Source organism: Halogranum rubrum (genome assembly GCF_900114455.1).
In the GTDB taxonomy this organism is placed as follows: Archaea; Halobacteriota; Halobacteria; order Halobacteriales; family Haloferacaceae; genus Halogranum; species Halogranum rubrum.
In genome coordinates this window covers 1-15866 of record NZ_FOTC01000001.1, presented here as the reverse complement: position 1 = coordinate 15866, position 15866 = coordinate 1, and the positions used below count along the sequence as shown (strand labels likewise).

Here is a 15866-nt window from a genome sequence, read left to right as displayed (position 1 = left end):
ACGCCGCGAAGCCACGCGCCACAGTGGTCACTGGGCACGTCGCGAGCATACCGAAAAATCGGCCACGCCGACTAGTTGTCTTCCAGTTTCTCGGCAATCGACGCCAGCGAGTCGTTCGGTTTGGTCGGCACGTCGTAGACGACGCGCTTGCCGGGGACACGGACGCCGTAGAAGAACCCGGGTTCGAGTTCGTCGACTTCGACGCTGGACCCGGGGCCGCGGCCGCTGGACTGGGCCCACTCGACGAGGCGGTTCTCGCTCTCGCCGGGGTTGCGCGCGAGTCGTTTGTTGTCGTACGCGCCGCGGACGAGCAGGCCCTCGGCGTCTTCGACGACGGGCGCGTGGTACGTCTCGCCGTCGAGCGAGAGGCGGACGATGTCACCGCCTGAGAGCGAGAGGTCGCTCGGGAGGCGGAGACAGGGCCGAGTGGTGCCGCCGCTACGGACGATTTTGGCGCGGACAGTCGAGACCGACGAGTGGTCACTGGGGACGCGTTCTGCCATTGAAAGAGAGAAGAGTCGCTTACTCGTCGGCGTCTTCGCCCTCGTCCTCGGCGTCGCCTTCGCCGAGAGCGGTGGCGACGTCGCCGTCACCGAGTGCCTTCACGTTAATCTGGACGGTCTCTTCGGAGACTTCGCGGCCGCGGACGGTGATGCGCTTGCGCTCGCCGTCGCGGGATGGCTCGTAGCCGACGCCGCCCTCGAGGAGCACTTCCTTGAGGTTCGGGCCAGCGACGTCCTTTCGCATCGGACGACCTGCCTTGTCCGAGCCACCGGTGAGTTCGAGCGTGAACTCGTCGAGACCGACGGCCGCGCCGTCGACTTCCTCACCAATCGAGCGACCGAGGAACCGGTTTGCGTCCTGTCCATCTACGTCGACCTGATACGTGTTGCCGGAGTCGGGGTCGGCGACGACGACTTTGAAATCTGCCATAGGCGGGATGAAACGGTCGGCGATAAAAAGTACGTCGAAAGTAGTCCTGTCTCAAACGCCGTTTTCGGCCGAATCGTGTGAGAGGACGACTCACGTAGCGTGCAGACGACGAGAGTCAGACAGTCTGGGAACGAGCGTATCGGACGAAAAACGGGGTCGGCTACCCCTCGAAACCGTCTTCCCAGCGGAACGTGCCGTTTCGCTGGACGACGTCGCCGTCGACTTCCATGCGCGACTCGTCGCTCATGTCGGTAATCATGTCGACGTGGACGGCCGACTCGTTGGCCTCGTCCTCGTGGCCCTCGGGGAAGTTCGACCCGTAGGCGCGCCCGACTGCGAGGTGGACCGTGTCGCCCATCTTCTCGTCGAAGAGGATGCTGTCGGTGAAGCGGTCGATGCCGCGGTTCATCCCGATGCCGAGTTCGCCGAGACGGCGCGCGCCCTCGTCGGTGTCGAGGATGTCCGCCAGTGCATCCTCGCCCGACTCGGCCGAGAAGTCGACGACTTCGCCGTCTTCGAAGGTCAGATGCACGTTCCGGACGCGCTTGCCCGAGAGCGTCATCGGCACGTCGAAGAAGACGGTTCCCTCGGTGGCGTAGGGTGCAGTGAACACCTCGCCGGAGGGGAGGTTGTGGGAGTCGTAGGCGACAGAGGCCGCAGAGTTGACGGCGACGCGGTCGTCGATCTTCATCGTCAGGTCGGTGTCCTCCTTGACGATGCGGACTTCGCTACCCGCGTCGAGGATGTCTTTCATCTCGGCCATCTGCTCGGCCAGCTCTTCCCAGTCGCGCAGGACGGCGTTGTAGACGAACTCCTGATACTCCTCGTAGGCCATCCCGGCCTGTTGAGCGAGCGAGCGCGTCGGGTGGACTGTCGACACCCAGTCGGTCTCCATGCGGGCCTCACGGATGCCCGTCGTGGCCTTCGAAGCAGCTTGCTGTTTTTTCCCGGGAACGTCCGCCGTCGCCGCCGTGTTGCGGCCGCCGCCGAGGAAGAGCACCGAGTCGGCGTTCTCGTAGAGCGCGAGTTCGTGCGCCGGGTCCGCGTCGAAGTCACCATCGTGTGCCTGCAGATACGCACGCGAGACTTCACTCGACATGTAGGTCGTGACGACGTTCGCGCCGCGTTCGCCGAGTTTCTCGGCGACGGCGACAGCGAGGTCGTGGGCGTCTTCGGCGACGGCGACGACGACGTCGTCTCCGCGTTCGATACGGGCGCTCCAGTCGACGAGCACCTCGGCGTGGTCGTGGATTCGCTGGTCCATACCGGGCGGTTGGCGGGGGTGGTGAAAATCCCGACGGTCCTGGTGGTCCAGTCGGTTCTAGTGGTCCAGTCGGTCCTAGTGATTAGTGCCAGCGAGAGGAGGACCACCAGCGCTGGGGGAACCGCAATCACTACCTCCCCGGACGCGACAGCCCACAGCATGCAACTGGGCGTCATCGGTCTCGGACGGATGGGTCAAATCGTAGTGAATCGCGTGCTCGACGCCGGCCACGACGTGGTCGCCTTCGACCTCTCGGCAGAGGCCGTCGCGACGGCCGCCGACGCCGGCGCAGAACCAGCAGAGTCGGTCGAGGACCTCGTCGAACGGTTGGGAGACGGGAAGCGCATCTGGCTCATGGTCCCCGCGGGCGACGCCGTCGACGCCACGCTGGACGAACTGAACCCGCTCGTGGGCGAGAAAGACGTGGTCGTCGACGGTGGCAACTCGCACTTCGAGGAATCGACCCGCCGCGCAGAGTCCGTCGACGCGGCCTACCTCGACTGCGGAACCTCCGGCGGTCCCGCCGGTGCGGAACTCGGCTTCTCGCTCATGGTGGGCGGCCCGCAGTGGGCTTACGACGAGATGACGCCCGTCTTCGACGCCGTCGCAACGGGACCGAACGGCCACGACCGGATGGGTCCGGCCGGGTCCGGCCATTACGTGAAGATGGTCCACAACGGCGTCGAGTACGCGCTCATGCAGACCTACGGCGAAGGGTTCGAACTGCTCGCGGAGGGCCGATACGACCTCGACCTCGAAGCCGTCGCCCGCACGTGGAACAACGGCGCGGTCATCCGCTCGTGGCTCCTCGAACTCTGCGAAGAGGCGTTCAGAGAGGAGGGGACCGACCTCGGCGACGTCGCCGACCACGTCGCCGGCGGGTCGACGGGAACGTGGACGGTGCAGGAGGCGCTCGAACAGGAAGTGCCGGTGCCGCTCATCTACCAGGCGCTCTCCGAGCGGTTCGGTAGTCGTGCACCGGAGTCTGGGCGGTTCTCGCGGCGACTCGCCAACCGCCTCCGATACGGGTTCGGTCGGCACGAAGTCGCCCGCGAGGAGTAGTCGCGTTCGGTCACGTGCCAACGTTTTTCGCCGTCTCACCGTCCGACAGCGGGCGGACTAATCATAACCCTGTTAAACCCGCACTTCGAACCCCTCGCTATGGCAGAGATAAATCTACTGGGAATCGGCCTCGGCGCGACGCTGACGCTCATCGTCGTCGCCATGCACTTCTCGAAGGGGACGGGGTGGACGCCGACGCAGGACATCTCACAGGACGTCCTCGAACGGCGTGCGTCGACCGTCGCCGAGACCGACTTCCCCGAGCCGATGAGCCGCGCCATCGGCGGAGGTAGCGGTGTCGCTGCGGGCGCAGTCGGCGGCGAAGAGGGAGCCGAACTCGAAGAGGGAGCCGAAGAGGAAGAGCAGAGTCCGGCCGACATGCCCGAGGACGAAGTCGAATACTTCGAAGTCGAGTTCGTCAAAGAGGGCACGACCATCGAACTCGCCAGCAACGAGACGATTCTCGACCAGGCCGAAGACGAGGGGATGGACCTCCCCTACGCCTGCCGACAGGGACAGTGTGTCTCCTGTGCGGCCCACATTCAGGACGGCCCCGGTGACGAGTACGTCACGCACTTCAAACAGGAGACGTTCTCCGACGACGAAATCGGAGAAGGGTACGTACTGACCTGCGTCGCCTACCCGAAGGCGTCGTTCTCCATCGAGACGAGCGAAGCACCGTAAACGCCGTAAGCGCGGTAACTACCGCATACGCCGGAAGCGACCGGTCGCGACGGCCGACGAACCGAACCCGACTCTCTGCTTTCTCACTCCTCGAGCGGTGTCGCTGCCCGAGTTCGACGCGTTCAAATCGGGAGACGACATCTGTTCGTCTCTGTGTCCCGACCCGCCTCCAGTTCGCTCACCGAAGGTGACCTCACGCGACCGATGGTGGCGCTAGCGTGGCCCATCATCGCCACCGAACTTCTCCAAGTCGCCTACAACCTGACAGACACCCTCTGGCTGGGCCGTCTCTCGACGGACGCCGTCGCCGCCATCAGCCTCGCGTTTCCGCTCATCTTCCTCTTTATCTCTGTCGGTGGCGGGTTCACCGTCGCCGGAAGCACGCTCGTCGCCCAGTACACCGGCGCGAAGAGCGAGGAGAGTGCCGGAACCGTCGCCGGACAAACGCTCTCGTTCATCACGCTCATCGCTGTCATCGTCGGTATCGTCGGCTTCTTCGCCACCGATGCGCTGCTCTCGATACTGCCGAGTTCGCCCGCGACGGCCGGACAGGTGATTCCGCTCGCCGCCGACTACATGGAGGTGTTCTTCCTCGGGCTTCCCTTCCTGTTCGGGTTCTTCGTCTTCTCGGCGCTGATGCGTGGCTACGGCAACACCCGCGCGCCGATGGCCGTGATGTTCGTCAGCGTTCTCGTCAACGTCGTCATCGACCCGCTTCTCATCTTCGGTTATGGGTCGATTCCGGCGCTGGGCGTCCAGGGGGCGGCGCTGGCGACGGTCTTCTCCCGCGGAATCGCGACCATTCTCGGTCTCTACATCCTCTTCGGGACGAGCGCCGGACCCGACGTCTCGCTACCCGATTTCCGTCCACAGCTACCCTTCATCCGCGACATCGTCCGTATCGGCGTCCCCTCCGCCATCGAGCAGTCGGCGACGGCGCTCGGCTTCATCACGCTCACCGCGATGGTCGTCACGTTTCGGCCAGAGGTCGTCGCCGCCTACGGGCTCGGCAACCGACTCACGTCGCTCGTCTTCCTTCCAGCACTCGGTCTCGGGAGAGCGACGAACACCATCGTCGGGCAGAATCTCGGTGCCGGCAAACCCGACCGGGCCGAACGGGCGGTGTGGCTCGCGGCGAAAGTCGGTGCCTCGGTGATGCTCGTCGTCGCCGTCGTCGCGTACCTCTTCGCCGAACCCATCGTCGCCGTGTTCATCAGCACGGGGACGGACGCCGCCGCCGACACCGTCGCGCTCGGTGCAGCCTACATCCGCATCCGCGCCGTCGAGTTCGGCTTCATCGGCGTGCTTCAGGTCGTCCTCGGAGCGTACCGCGGCGCTGGCAACACGAAGACGGCACTCGTCTTCTCGCTCTTGGCGCTCTGGCTCGGTCGCGTCCCCATCGTCTACTACTTCGCGTTCGTCCGCGGACTGGGCGAGACGGGTATCTGGATTGGGATGGCCGCCGGACAGATTATCGGGGCCGTCGCCGCCGCGGCGTGGTTCACCCGAGGGACGTGGAAGTCGGCGGTCATCGCAGGGTCGAAACCGACAGACTCCGACGGGGGCGTCGACGAATCCGAGCTGTAACTCCACAACGGTTAAACGCCGAAGGAGGCATGTACTCTGTGAGGGCCCGTAGCTCAGTGGACAGAGTACTTGGTTCCGGACCAAGATGCCGCGGGTTCAAATCCCGTCGGGCTCGCTTTTGTGAGGAACAACGTGACGAGCAAAGCGAGCAGACGCGGGATTTGAAGCAGACCGAGGTTCTGCGCGGAGCGCAGGTTCTCGGGCGTGGTTCCAAACCCGTCGGGCTCGCTTCTTCACTTCTCGGGGCGAATAGAGCCGACAGCAGGCGATTTGACGGCCTCAGCAGCGTTCAGTGCCGGTTGAGTCCAACACGTAACGAGGCGGTCGCCGCTGCGCTCGACGGGTCGTTTTCCTTGATGAGAGACAGCTATTCGACAGCGAGGCTTAGCAGTCGCTCTCGGAACAGTCGGTCGAGCGCGGTCCACAGAATCTCCGTTGGAAGTGACTTCTCGAACGTCGCCTGCTCGTGCGTGGTCTCACCCGACTCTGGGTGGTAGGACTGGAAGTGGACTGAACCGAGTTCGGGGTGGTCGTCGTCGCAGTGCCACCCGCAGTTGAATCCGGTGTTCGGGTCGGCGTAGTGAATGCGGAACTGCTGGTCGTCGCCGTCGAAGCGCCACTCAACGTCCAGCATCGGCGGCGCTGGTCCAGTCACGGGGACGATGCGGTTCGGGTCGACCCGTGCTCGGACGAACTTCTTGACGATGCTGTCCGGTTCGTAGCCGACCGACGTGACCGCGGGATGTCGCTGGAGGACATCTTTCAGCCCCGCGTAGACCGAACTGTCGATAGTCCCTGACAGGCCCATCTATACAGAGATCGAGTCCCGCTCGGTCGCCCAGTCGTATTCGTTGAGTGCGGCGCGGACGATAGTGATGCGGTCGAGAAGGTGCTCCCACTCGCTGGCGATGTCTTGCCGTGTCTCACTCTCGTCGGCGTCGTCGACGTCGGCGATGCTGGCTCGGAGTTCGCCGGGACTCTCGACGTCGTACGACTGCTTCCAGTCGCTGACCTTCGCACGCATCGATTCGAGGCCGCTCGTCAGGTCCTGTCGACTGTGTTCTCGCTGAAGCGTTGCGACCTCACGGTAGGTCGCCATGAGCTGGTCGACGCAGTAGAGCGTCTGCTCTCCCTGTTCGACCGTCCGAAGCACGTTGTCCTCGACGAGTTGGTCGAGGTACTTCTGTGCTGTCTTGACTGAGACCTCGGTCTCCTTCGCAACCCACGAGGCAGTCCGAGGCGTCCGGAGTGTCCGTGCGGCCGCACGAATTCGTTCACCACGCGTCATCGGCGGGCCAGCGGAGGTATCGCGCTCGTCTTCGGTCATACTCGAGACTACGGACTGCTAGAACATATATCCATTAGGTTGGAAATGTACGAATCGTAGTCAACGTTGACGAACGAAATGGCTAGAGGAGCCATCGCGTGAGCAGTTTATGCTCACCGGTTAGAAGCCTCTACGGCCCAGAAATGTTGACTTCATTCAGACACCGAACGAAAGCTCGTCGGACTCGTTTTCTCGGTTCGACACGAACCCGAACACGATTCTCGCTCTGCTACGGCAACTCTCCAAACCGGTCGAGCACGGCCTTCTCGTCCCACTCGACGGTCTCGGTTCGCGTCTCGACCCCGAGTTGCGTGATGGTTGGCACGACTGTTTCTGAAGCCACTTGTTTCGAGACGGCCCACGCGTAGACCTGTGCTTGGAGACGGTACCGTTTCTGTGTCTCGGAGGAACTCGACTGGAGGACGAGTTTGACCTCGTCGACGTGCCACGTCCCTGTCGCGTCGACGGAGAGTACGTCGGCGACGCCCTGTAGTTCACGGTCGAGACCGTCGACCCGAACGAGCGTGTCCACCGGTTCCTCGACGTACACTGCCTGTGCGTCTTGGAGTCGCTCCCAGAGCGGACTCGCCGCGAACTGCGGACAGATGGTGTCGGCGACGAAGCGTTGGAGTCGGCTCCGTTCGTCGGCACTGATGCGACCGGCACGGTCTGCCAGCGCGTATCGGAGGGTTCGAGCGAGTGGTCCCGAACACTGTTCGAGCGTCTCGGTCGTCACCCGCTCTCGAATCGCCGTCGCGAGCACCGCGTGGCCGACGTCGCCGACGTCTTCGGGACCCATCGTCTCGAAGGTGAGCGGTAGGCCGTCGTCGACGCCATCGTGTTCGGTGTGGAGTGGACGTCGCTGAAGATAGTCGAGGAGATGCTCGTCGGGGTCGGTCAAGAGCGGGTAGAGCGTACTGGGGTTGACGAACCGCGGCGTCCACGTCCGTCTATCGCGCCGCTCAGACGACGGAGCGGAAGCGGCCGTCGTCCTCGTCGATTCGACACCCGCCCCTGCAACACCCCTTGTCGCGACGAACGGGGTCGGAACGGCAGTCGTCTCGTCTGACTCCACCGGTCGGCCGCCCCGGTGATGCACTCGAACCGCGAACGACTCGCCTGTCGGTGTCGGACAGCGATAGCTGTCGGTTCTCGTCTCGTCGAACTGGAGTGCCTCGCGGAGCGTGTCGACCCACCGGTCACGGGGGTCAGGGTCCTCACGGTGCGTCGGAAGTGGGAGGACCAGATGGTTCCGTGCGCGCGTCAGCGCGACGTAGAGCAGTCGCCATCGTTCCGCACGGTTCGCGTGTGAGAGTCTTCGGAGTGGCGGCGACCCGGCGAGTCGTTCGTCGTCTGCCCACCGCTGTGTCGCCCACCGGAGACCGGCGTCGTAGTCCCACGGGTCACGGTCGACGGCGAACAGCCCGTGTTCGAATCCTGGAACTGCCGGAACGTCGGCGCCATCACGGGTCGGCGGGGCGAGTGCGAGATGTGTTCCGAGTGTCGCCAGCGTGTCGGTGTGGGGGCCGTACGTCGCGATGTGACCGCCGATGTCGCCGAGTGCGACGACGTCGGCTTCGGCACCCTTCATCGAGTGAATCGTTCGACAGACGACGTCGCAGTCGCCCTCGTCGACGACGGGGAGCGCGCCGCCGCTCCTCGGGTCCTCACGGCGCTGTGAGAGTTCCGCCGCGAGTTCGACGAGTGAAGAGGTCGAAGAGTCGTCGGCGTCCGGACGAGACGACTGCTCGACGTGGGACAAGAGCGCGTCGAGGGCGGTAACGCGTCGTGTCGAGTCGTCGGTCGAATCGAGTGGGTCGCGCCACAGGCCGAGTTCGTCGACGACGGTTTCGACGACAGTGACCGGAGACTGCGTGACGAACCGAGGGCGACGTTCGAGGAGTCTGTCGAGCGCGTGGACGAACTCGACGACCGGTCGGCCATCGGCGTCGACGTCGGCGACGGCCGGAACCGACCACGAACAGAGTTCGAAGAGGCCCGTGAGCGACATCTCCTCGAAGACGGGGTCGGAAGCGAGTGTGCGAAGCGCGTCGTCGGTGGGGTCAGCGAGCCACGTACAGACCGCAGTGACGAGTTCGACGAGCGGGTACTCGAACAACAGGTCCGTCGCGTCACCGACGACGAGTCCCTCGCGCTCGAAGGCGCTCGCGAACGCGTCGACGTTCCGTCGTCGCGAGAACAGCACGGTCACGGAGGGGTCGTCCTCACTGTCGTCGGGGTCCGCAAACGACCCGTCGGCGAGTCCGTCCGCGAGGCATCTTGCAAGTGCCGTCGCCTCCCCGACGCCGGAGTCCGGCGTGACGTACGTCGGTCTCCCCGGTTCAGCGGGTGTGGTGACCGCAGCGACGTGGACGTTCGGGTCGGCCGTCGCCTCACGAGTTGGTTCGAGCGGCGTGTACGAGCGGCCAGTAGCGTCGTCACCACCACGGGCGGGGTCGGTGAACACGCCCGCGAAGACGGTGTCGACGGCGGCGGCGACGCCGGGACGACAGCGACGTGTCCGCTTCTCGTGTTCGACGACGTGGACGTCCCAGCCGATGCCGAAGTAACGACCCGACTCGATAGCGTCTCGAAAGAGACCGGGGAGGGCGTTCCGCCACAAGAAGATACACTGCTTGTAGTCGCCGACGAGGAGGACGCGCATCTCGTCGTCGACGAGTCCGGAGAGGGCGGCGTGCTGGACCGCCGAGACGTCCTGTGCCTCGTCGACGACGACGGCCGAGAGTCGGTCGGTGTGGCGTGCGCGGAGACGCTCGCGGAACACACCCGCGTACTCGTCTCGCGTGAAGAACTCCGCGACCCAGTGGGAGACGTCGAGATGAGAGACGACACCCTCGCGTCGAGTCGTCTCGTCGTACAGTTCCACGTAGCGTTCGAGGACAGTACAGAGGTCGTCGACGGCCGTCGTCCACGCTTCGTAGAGCGTGCGGTCTGCGGAGACGACGGCCTCCGCGCTCGTCCTCTCGGCGGAGAGCCCCTCGGCGAACGTCTCGGCGACGTCGGCGTTCACGAACTGCTCGACGGCGTCTCGCACGTCTGCAAACGAGTCTGGAGCCCCGCCGAGGTACGTCTCGTCGACGACGGCTTCGAGTCGAGTTCGGAACGCCGTGACCGACAACCGACGCTCGCGACAGGCGAGTTGTGCGTTCCGCAGCAGGTCACCGACGTCGTCTCGGTGCTCCCCACCCGGGTACGCCTCGTCGAGTCGGTCGAGCGAGTCTGCGTACTGGTCCTCGGTGCGGAGTCGGTGCAGGCAGGTCGCCCGAATCGACCGAAGGCCAGCCCCGTCGCTCACGACCGGTGGCTCCTCGAATCCGACCTCGGTGGCGAGCGTCGCGAAGACGCTCCCTACGACGCTGTCGACCGTTCCGACGTTTGTCGCTCGCTGCACGCGGCGGCCGAGTTCGCGAGCGGTCTCGACGGAGAGCGTCACGTCTCGCGTCGGGTCACGTGCGATGGCCTCCAGCGCGTCGGCGATACCCGGACCGATGGCGGCGGCGTCGTCGCGAGTGAACGAGACGAACGCCAGCGTCTCCTCGGGCGCGTCGACGCCCTCGGCGTGGGCGCGAGCGAGAAACTCCGCAGCGACGTGCTCGCTCGTCGTCGACTTGCCCGTTCCGGGGTCGGACTCCAACGCGAACAGCCCCGACTCGTGAGCGAAGAAGGCGTCACGAATCGCTCGCTGCGCACCGTCCAACCGGACGAACGGCGTGGACGCCTCGGACGAACTCCCGTCGCCGCTCGTCCGATCTCCGTCTCTATCTCCGTTTTCGGCTCTCGCTTGGTCTTCGGTCATCGGCTCTCCCTCCCGACGAGGCCAGCCAGCGGGTCCGGGAGCGTGCGCTCGTGGCTCAACAGTCGAGTCGTCGCCGCCTGCCCGATTCGCGTCGGTGCGCCCCGTGTCACGTCGATGGCGTCGAAGAACGGCGAACGGGAGGCGTCCGAACCGTCTGCGGCCCGTTCGTGGCGAGTACAGACGAGGTGGTCGGTAGCAGTCGAGACGGCGTCGGCGAAGTGGTCGAACTCGCGTGCGACCGTCCAGCCCTCACGGGGCGCGAGACGCCGGGCGGCCGTTGTCGACCCACCGAGCAGCGTGTCGCGAACCTCGACGGGGAACAGCCCTTCGGGCGGGAGCGGCCACACTCCGTCGACCAGTCCGAGTACGACGACGTAGGGTTCCGTACGTGCCCACGCGTCGGTCGCATCGACGACGTCGACGACGCCGGCGTTCGCGTGTTCACGCCGCCCCGGTTTGACCGTCGCAATCGTCTCGAACAGGTACTGGACGGCCTCCCACGTCCGGTCGGTCTGACCCCGGTCGAGCCACGCCTCGTACTTCGCTGCGACGTCGTCGACGAGGCGTTCGAGACGGACGAGTGCGCGCGCAGACTCCGTCGTCTCCGCCAGCGACTCGTCGTCGCGTTCGCGGTGAGTCAGCAAGACGAGTTCGCGATACGCGTCGAGGAGTGGTGTGAACGTCTCGCGAACGTCCGTCGGTTCCGGGGCGAGTGGCTGTGCGGCCGCCCACGAGAGCAACGACCGGAGCCACCGTTCGACCTGCTCGGGGAGCGTCGTCTCGGCGACGCGTGTACGCCACTCGGAGAGCGAACGGGTCTGTCGGCCCAACCGGTCGCGGGCATCGTCGAGTGCACGCCGTGGCAGCGCCGACGGCGTTTCTCCATCGGGGTCGACCCACTCGGCAAACAGCGGTCGGCACAGCGTCTCCAGTGGGAACGGTCCGTCGCGAGCATCGAGCAGACGGCAGACCGACTCGACCAGTGTGTATGGGCGTGTCTCCGTCACGGAAAGCTGCGTCCAAAGCGAGAGAGGTTGGCGGTACTGTCTCGCCGCCCGACAGAGCGCACGTTCGTAGCCATCGACGTCGCGTGCGACGACGAGGATGTCACTCAGCGAGATGCCGCTGTCGGCGAGTCGGGTGACGAGCGCCACGGCGAGTCGTGCTTCTTGCTCGCGCGTCGTGGCCACCATCTCGGTGACGGGCACGTCGAGCGAAACAGATGGGAGGGCACGGTCGTGCCACGGGGTCACCGCTCTCTCCTGTAGCCGTCCGGCGATTCCCGGACCGGTCCCAGCGCGAGCGAAGAGACGAACGTCGACGGCTGTCTCCTCGGCGACGGCCAACAGAAAGTCACGAAGGGTCGCAGCGACCGAACTCACGCCCGCGAGGTGGAGACGTTCGGCCTCCGGGTACGCCGCTTCGAACACGACGCCGCTCGTCTCTCGGATACTCGTCGTGGCCGCTCGCAAGACGGCGTCGCCCGAGACGGCAGCATCCGTCGTCGACGCGAGCAAGCGCTCGGTGGCGACGGCACCCTCGACGAGGCTTCGTGCGTCGCGCCGAGAGACGGGTGGCGTCGTCTCGATGAGTTCGTCCAGAGCGTCGAGTCGTCCGGGGTCGTACCCGGTGACGGCGTCGACTGTCGCCCGTGCACTCTCGATAGTCGAGACGTGTGCCGACAGGCGAGTCCCGAACAGTGGTTCGAAGTGACGGAACTCGTCGGGTCGCTCGTCGAGCAGCGTTTCGAGTGTTCGAATTCGGTCGATGCGGTCGAGGGCGGTCGCGCTGTCGCCCGCCTCCGTCAGAACGTCGCTGGCGACGCTCGACAGGTCACAGAACTGCAACGAACTCCGTGGTCGACTCGTCGCCGACAGTCGTCGCTTGAGGTTCCGCGCGTGCAACTGCTCGGGTGTCACCACCAGGTCGGTTCGGTGGGTCGACCGAGCGGCGTAACCGAGTAACTCGTCGACGTCGTCGACGTGAACTGTCACGCCGTCAGCGTCGGACCGTGAGGTGGGTCCTGATGTCGTCATCGCCGCCACATCACGAGGCCGTGCGTCGAAGAGAACTGGAGACCAACCGGCCACCGTACGGCCAGTGTCTGTAGAGAAGCGAGAACTGTTGCGAGGAGAGACATGTCAGTGGTATCGTCCGAGGGGAATAAGAAACGGTCGGCGTCGGACGAGAAGAGAGAAACGCCGAAGTGAGACGCTCACTCCGGGTCGACGGTGGTCTGCTCGTCATTGTGAGTGAGCGCAACCGTGTGTCTCGTGTGGCGAGCGTGTATCTCGGCCCACCGCTGTGCAGGTCGCTCTGTGAGAAACTCGTCACCGTCGGGGCACTGTCGGCAGCGTGCGACCCACGGAGTTACGCTGTCGGGGAAGTGGCCGGTGTGACGCATATGGTCCAGAGCGAACTGTTCGGCCGACTGGTTCCCGACTTGGAGGTCGTCGAGTTCGTACGAGAGGTCCCACTCTCGCCCGCAGCGTGAACAAGAGATGGTCGGTACGTTCTCGTCGGTCTCGTCCTCGGGATTCTGGGAGAACTCGTCGGACACGGCCGTATCTACAGGCGTGGCTCTACTTATGCGTGTGCCTGTGAGTTCGCATCGTGAGAGCGAACTCTGTCGAGGTGAGCGACGGAGAGAACGATGCCGTGGCCGGGGAAAGTCAAGCCGGTCACGGCGCGCGTAGAAGGATGTCAGACACCGTCGAGCGTGCGACGGTTCGTCGACGGTACTCCTTCCGGAGCGTTCGTGCTTCCGTGCAGTTCGACGCACGAGAAGAACGACGGGTCGCTAATTGCGGAGAGTACACTTTGTTAGTATTGCGGAACAGGAAGATAAACTGGACAGACAGACAGTTCTACTCGTAGAGAGTGTATGCAAAACGGCTCATTAATCGCACAGTGAACTGCGGGACGACGCGAGAGCGATCAGAAGCAACTACATAACTCGTCGAAAACGGCCGACGAGCACGTGAGACGTGCCGTTCCCGAGAGTCGGCGGTTCGTTTCGCTGTACGTATCGAGTGTTCAACGAGGTGATAACCGTCGTCCGGATTCGCCTCGTTCGTCGAGATGACGACTTTCGCACTGTCGACGCCGGCGGGGAGAACACCTGCCTCTGAGCGTCCGGCGGAGATAGCTACACTATCTGACAAACTGCCCACGACGAGAGCAAACGCTCCGAAAGGAGACGGACCTGTCAAAAAGACGGCCGGCGTCTATCGCATCAGTACCGCGACGGGAGGTACGCCATCGCGACGAGGAGTGCTGCGACGGAGCCACAGAGGATGACGATTCCCCAGAGGCCGTTGACGTGTTCGTGATACTCTTCGATATTCTGTGACTGCGAACGGTAGCTCTCGAAGTCCTGCGAGAGCGTGACCGTCTCGTTGTTCGGGAAGTGTGCGAGGTACGTCTGGTCACCGAGCGTGACGTTGCCCTCGTTGCTCAGTTCTGCCGTGTTGGTCTGCGGAGCGGTCCACGCGAGCGTGACAGACTCGTTTTCGACGGCTTCGACCGTCGTCTGGTTTCCGTTGTAGTCGAACGTCTGGTTCTCGCTGTACTGCTGAGAGGACGGTTCCGGGAAGTACTCCCCGACAGGGACGAGCGTCGCGCTCCCGTTGCCGTCTTGAATGACGACGTAGCGTTCACCGTTTCGCGTGACCGTCTCGTTGTCGGCCGCGCTGTCGTTTTGGAGGATCTGCGTCTCGTTTATCTCCTCGCGGAGGACGAAGTCGGTCGGGTTCCCCGACGACTGCTGGACGAGGACGCGGTACGTCGTGTTCTCCTCACCCGTCGTCACCGTGGTGTTGTTCTCCCAGTTCGCCGTGTAGCGCGCGGAGTCGTTCACCCACGACACTTCACCGGAGCGGACGAGTTCCTCACCGCCACCGCCGCCGTGGCCACCGCCACCACCACCCTCCATCTCTGCGGAGATGGTCGTGACGTTGTACGTTTGTCCCTCTACTTGGAAGGTCTGACCCTGGCTGAGTTCGTAGTCGGGGTTTTCGAACCCGATCGTCGGACTTTGGGCGGTCGCAATGAGCGAGTACGCGCCCGCGCCGATGACCAGGAAGAGTGCGACGTAGATGGCCGCAGCGCGTCGTTGCATACGTGGGGCAAAGGCTACCCGGCGTATAACGGTTACTTTTCGGATGACACCAACCCCTATCTGAGAGGTCGGTTCGTCACTCACATTAGGGACCGTTTCGTCGAGGCAGAACTTCGAACAGTACGACCAACAGCACGACTCCGATTGCCGCGACGGCAACGACGATACTCTCGGGACTGGGCGGAAAGAGCGAGTTCCCAATCGAGACGGCGGCCGAAGCGCCGCTGCGCAGACCACGACGAATCGCAGGTCGCCACGGAAGATGAACATAGACGAGGACGGTGAGTACGACGATGAACGCGTAGTCGAGTGTGTCTGGAGTACGCATTGGTGAGACAGACCTACTGTATTCGAGGTCTTTCTTGCGTACGAGAACGAACGAGTTAACCTTTCGCTTGTCGACGGTGTGAGGGACCCGACTATTCGGTCGACGCCGCGTTAGCAACGGCTAGTGGGGCGGGAAACTGTGAGAAGCCAAGGGCCGGATTTGAACCGGCGATGGGCGGCTCTGCAGGCCGCTGCGTTAGGCCGGACTCTGCCACCTTGGCGCGTCTCTGAGTAGTGTGGAGTTGCGCTTAAGCCTAGCGGTCTCAGGTCGGCTGATTCGAGCGATTACCTCTGACGAAGGTGGTTGCTCGGCCACCTTCGCGCTGTGCGCGATGGTGGGCGCACGTCTTCGACGGCGACTGTTCCTCGCTGTCTCTGACAGTGCTGCTGCTCTGCGTCCGAAATGCGAACAGCCCCGACGAGCGCTGCTGCTCGTCGAGGCTGATGAATGTAAGTATGAGTGGAGGCGGCGAAGTGGTGTTTCCAGAGGCTCTCGCACTCCAGTACTTGCCACCACGCTGGTGAGCTTAACTTCCGTGTTCGGGATGGGTACGGGTGGAACCTCACCGCTGTGGCCGCCGTAATGCCGACCTATGGAATCGAACCATAGTGATACCAATGTCGGATTCGACTTGATCGAACCTTGTGTACGTGCATTCCAGTTAGCACCTGGACCCGTGTATCGGACACGGATTTGATCCCATGCGGTATGAATGTGGCTTGGACTGTTAGTGCTCGTGGGCTA

At 64.2% G+C, this 15866-nt stretch carries 13 protein-coding genes, 2 tRNA genes and 1 rRNA gene; 4 read left to right on the top strand and 12 right to left on the bottom strand.

All coding sequences use genetic code 11. The features are described 5' to 3' along the window. Positions 1 to 71 precede the first annotated feature (71 nt). The 3 genes from BM083_RS00080 to BM083_RS00070 form a co-directional block, all read right to left on the bottom strand. A complete protein-coding gene (locus BM083_RS00080) occupies positions 72 to 503 on the bottom strand; it encodes a DUF7112 family protein (RefSeq protein ID WP_089864172.1) in 432 nt (143 codons plus the stop codon). Between the two features lie 19 nt (positions 504 to 522). Then, entirely contained in the window at positions 523 to 933 is a 411-nt protein-coding gene (locus BM083_RS00075) for a 30S ribosomal protein S6e (protein ID WP_089864169.1), read from the bottom strand. Positions 934 to 1093: 160 nt separating this feature from the next. Next, positions 1094 to 2197 carry an aminopeptidase gene (locus tag BM083_RS00070; RefSeq protein ID WP_089864166.1) on the bottom strand — a complete coding sequence of 368 codons (1104 nt, stop codon included), beginning with the start codon at positions 2195 to 2197 and terminating at the stop codon, positions 1094 to 1096. Between the two features lie 159 nt (positions 2198 to 2356). Between BM083_RS00070 and gnd the strand changes: the two genes are divergently transcribed. From gnd to BM083_RS00050, 4 genes are all read left to right on the top strand, one after another. Further along, positions 2357 to 3259 carry a phosphogluconate dehydrogenase (NAD(+)-dependent, decarboxylating) gene (gnd, locus tag BM083_RS00065; RefSeq protein ID WP_089864163.1) on the top strand — a complete coding sequence of 301 codons (903 nt, stop codon included), beginning with the start codon at positions 2357 to 2359 and terminating at the stop codon, positions 3257 to 3259. A gap of 99 nt (positions 3260 to 3358) precedes the next feature. Next, entirely contained in the window at positions 3359 to 3943 is a 585-nt protein-coding gene (locus BM083_RS00060) for a 2Fe-2S iron-sulfur cluster-binding protein (RefSeq protein WP_089864160.1), read from the top strand. A gap of 204 nt (positions 3944 to 4147) precedes the next feature. Then, on the top strand, positions 4148 to 5530 hold the full coding sequence (locus tag BM083_RS00055; protein WP_089868217.1) for an MATE family efflux transporter: 1383 nt from the start codon (positions 4148 to 4150) through the stop codon (positions 5528 to 5530). A gap of 42 nt (positions 5531 to 5572) precedes the next feature. Beyond that, a tRNA-Arg gene (locus tag BM083_RS00050) sits at positions 5573 to 5645 on the top strand. Between the two features lie 252 nt (positions 5646 to 5897). Here the strand turns inward: BM083_RS00050 and BM083_RS00045 are convergent. From BM083_RS00045 to rrf, 9 genes are all read right to left on the bottom strand, one after another. Beyond that, positions 5898 to 6338 (bottom strand): hypothetical protein, encoded by a 441-nt coding sequence (locus BM083_RS00045; protein WP_089864157.1) that lies wholly within the window; start codon positions 6336 to 6338, stop codon positions 5898 to 5900. Then, on the bottom strand, positions 6339 to 6857 hold the full coding sequence (locus BM083_RS00040) for a DUF7342 family protein (protein WP_177197496.1): 519 nt from the start codon (positions 6855 to 6857) through the stop codon (positions 6339 to 6341). Between the two features lie 229 nt (positions 6858 to 7086). After that, positions 7087 to 10674: a UvrD-helicase domain-containing protein gene (locus tag BM083_RS00035; protein WP_089864155.1), complete on the bottom strand. Its 3588-nt coding sequence runs from the start codon at positions 10672 to 10674 to the stop codon at positions 7087 to 7089. Then, positions 10671 to 12710, bottom strand: coding sequence for a PD-(D/E)XK nuclease family protein (locus tag BM083_RS00030; protein ID WP_089864151.1), 2040 nt, complete (start codon positions 12708 to 12710; stop codon positions 10671 to 10673). The genes BM083_RS00035 and BM083_RS00030 overlap by 4 nt, the downstream gene beginning before the upstream one ends. Before the next feature lie 179 nt (positions 12711 to 12889). Beyond that, positions 12890 to 13234, bottom strand: a complete 345-nt coding sequence (locus BM083_RS00025) for a DUF8062 family protein (RefSeq protein WP_089864148.1) — start codon at positions 13232 to 13234, stop codon at positions 12890 to 12892. Positions 13235 to 13909: 675 nt separating this feature from the next. Further along, positions 13910 to 14794, bottom strand: coding sequence for a hypothetical protein (locus BM083_RS00020; RefSeq protein ID WP_089864145.1), 885 nt, complete (start codon positions 14792 to 14794; stop codon positions 13910 to 13912). 85 nt (positions 14795 to 14879) lie between these two features. Then, positions 14880 to 15122, bottom strand: a complete 243-nt coding sequence (locus BM083_RS00015) for a hypothetical protein (protein ID WP_089864143.1) — start codon at positions 15120 to 15122, stop codon at positions 14880 to 14882. 144 nt (positions 15123 to 15266) lie between these two features. Then, a tRNA-Cys gene (locus BM083_RS00010) sits at positions 15267 to 15342 on the bottom strand. Between the two features lie 240 nt (positions 15343 to 15582). Next, positions 15583 to 15704 (bottom strand): 5S ribosomal RNA (gene rrf, locus BM083_RS00005). Between the last annotated feature and the right edge of the window lie 162 nt (positions 15705 to 15866).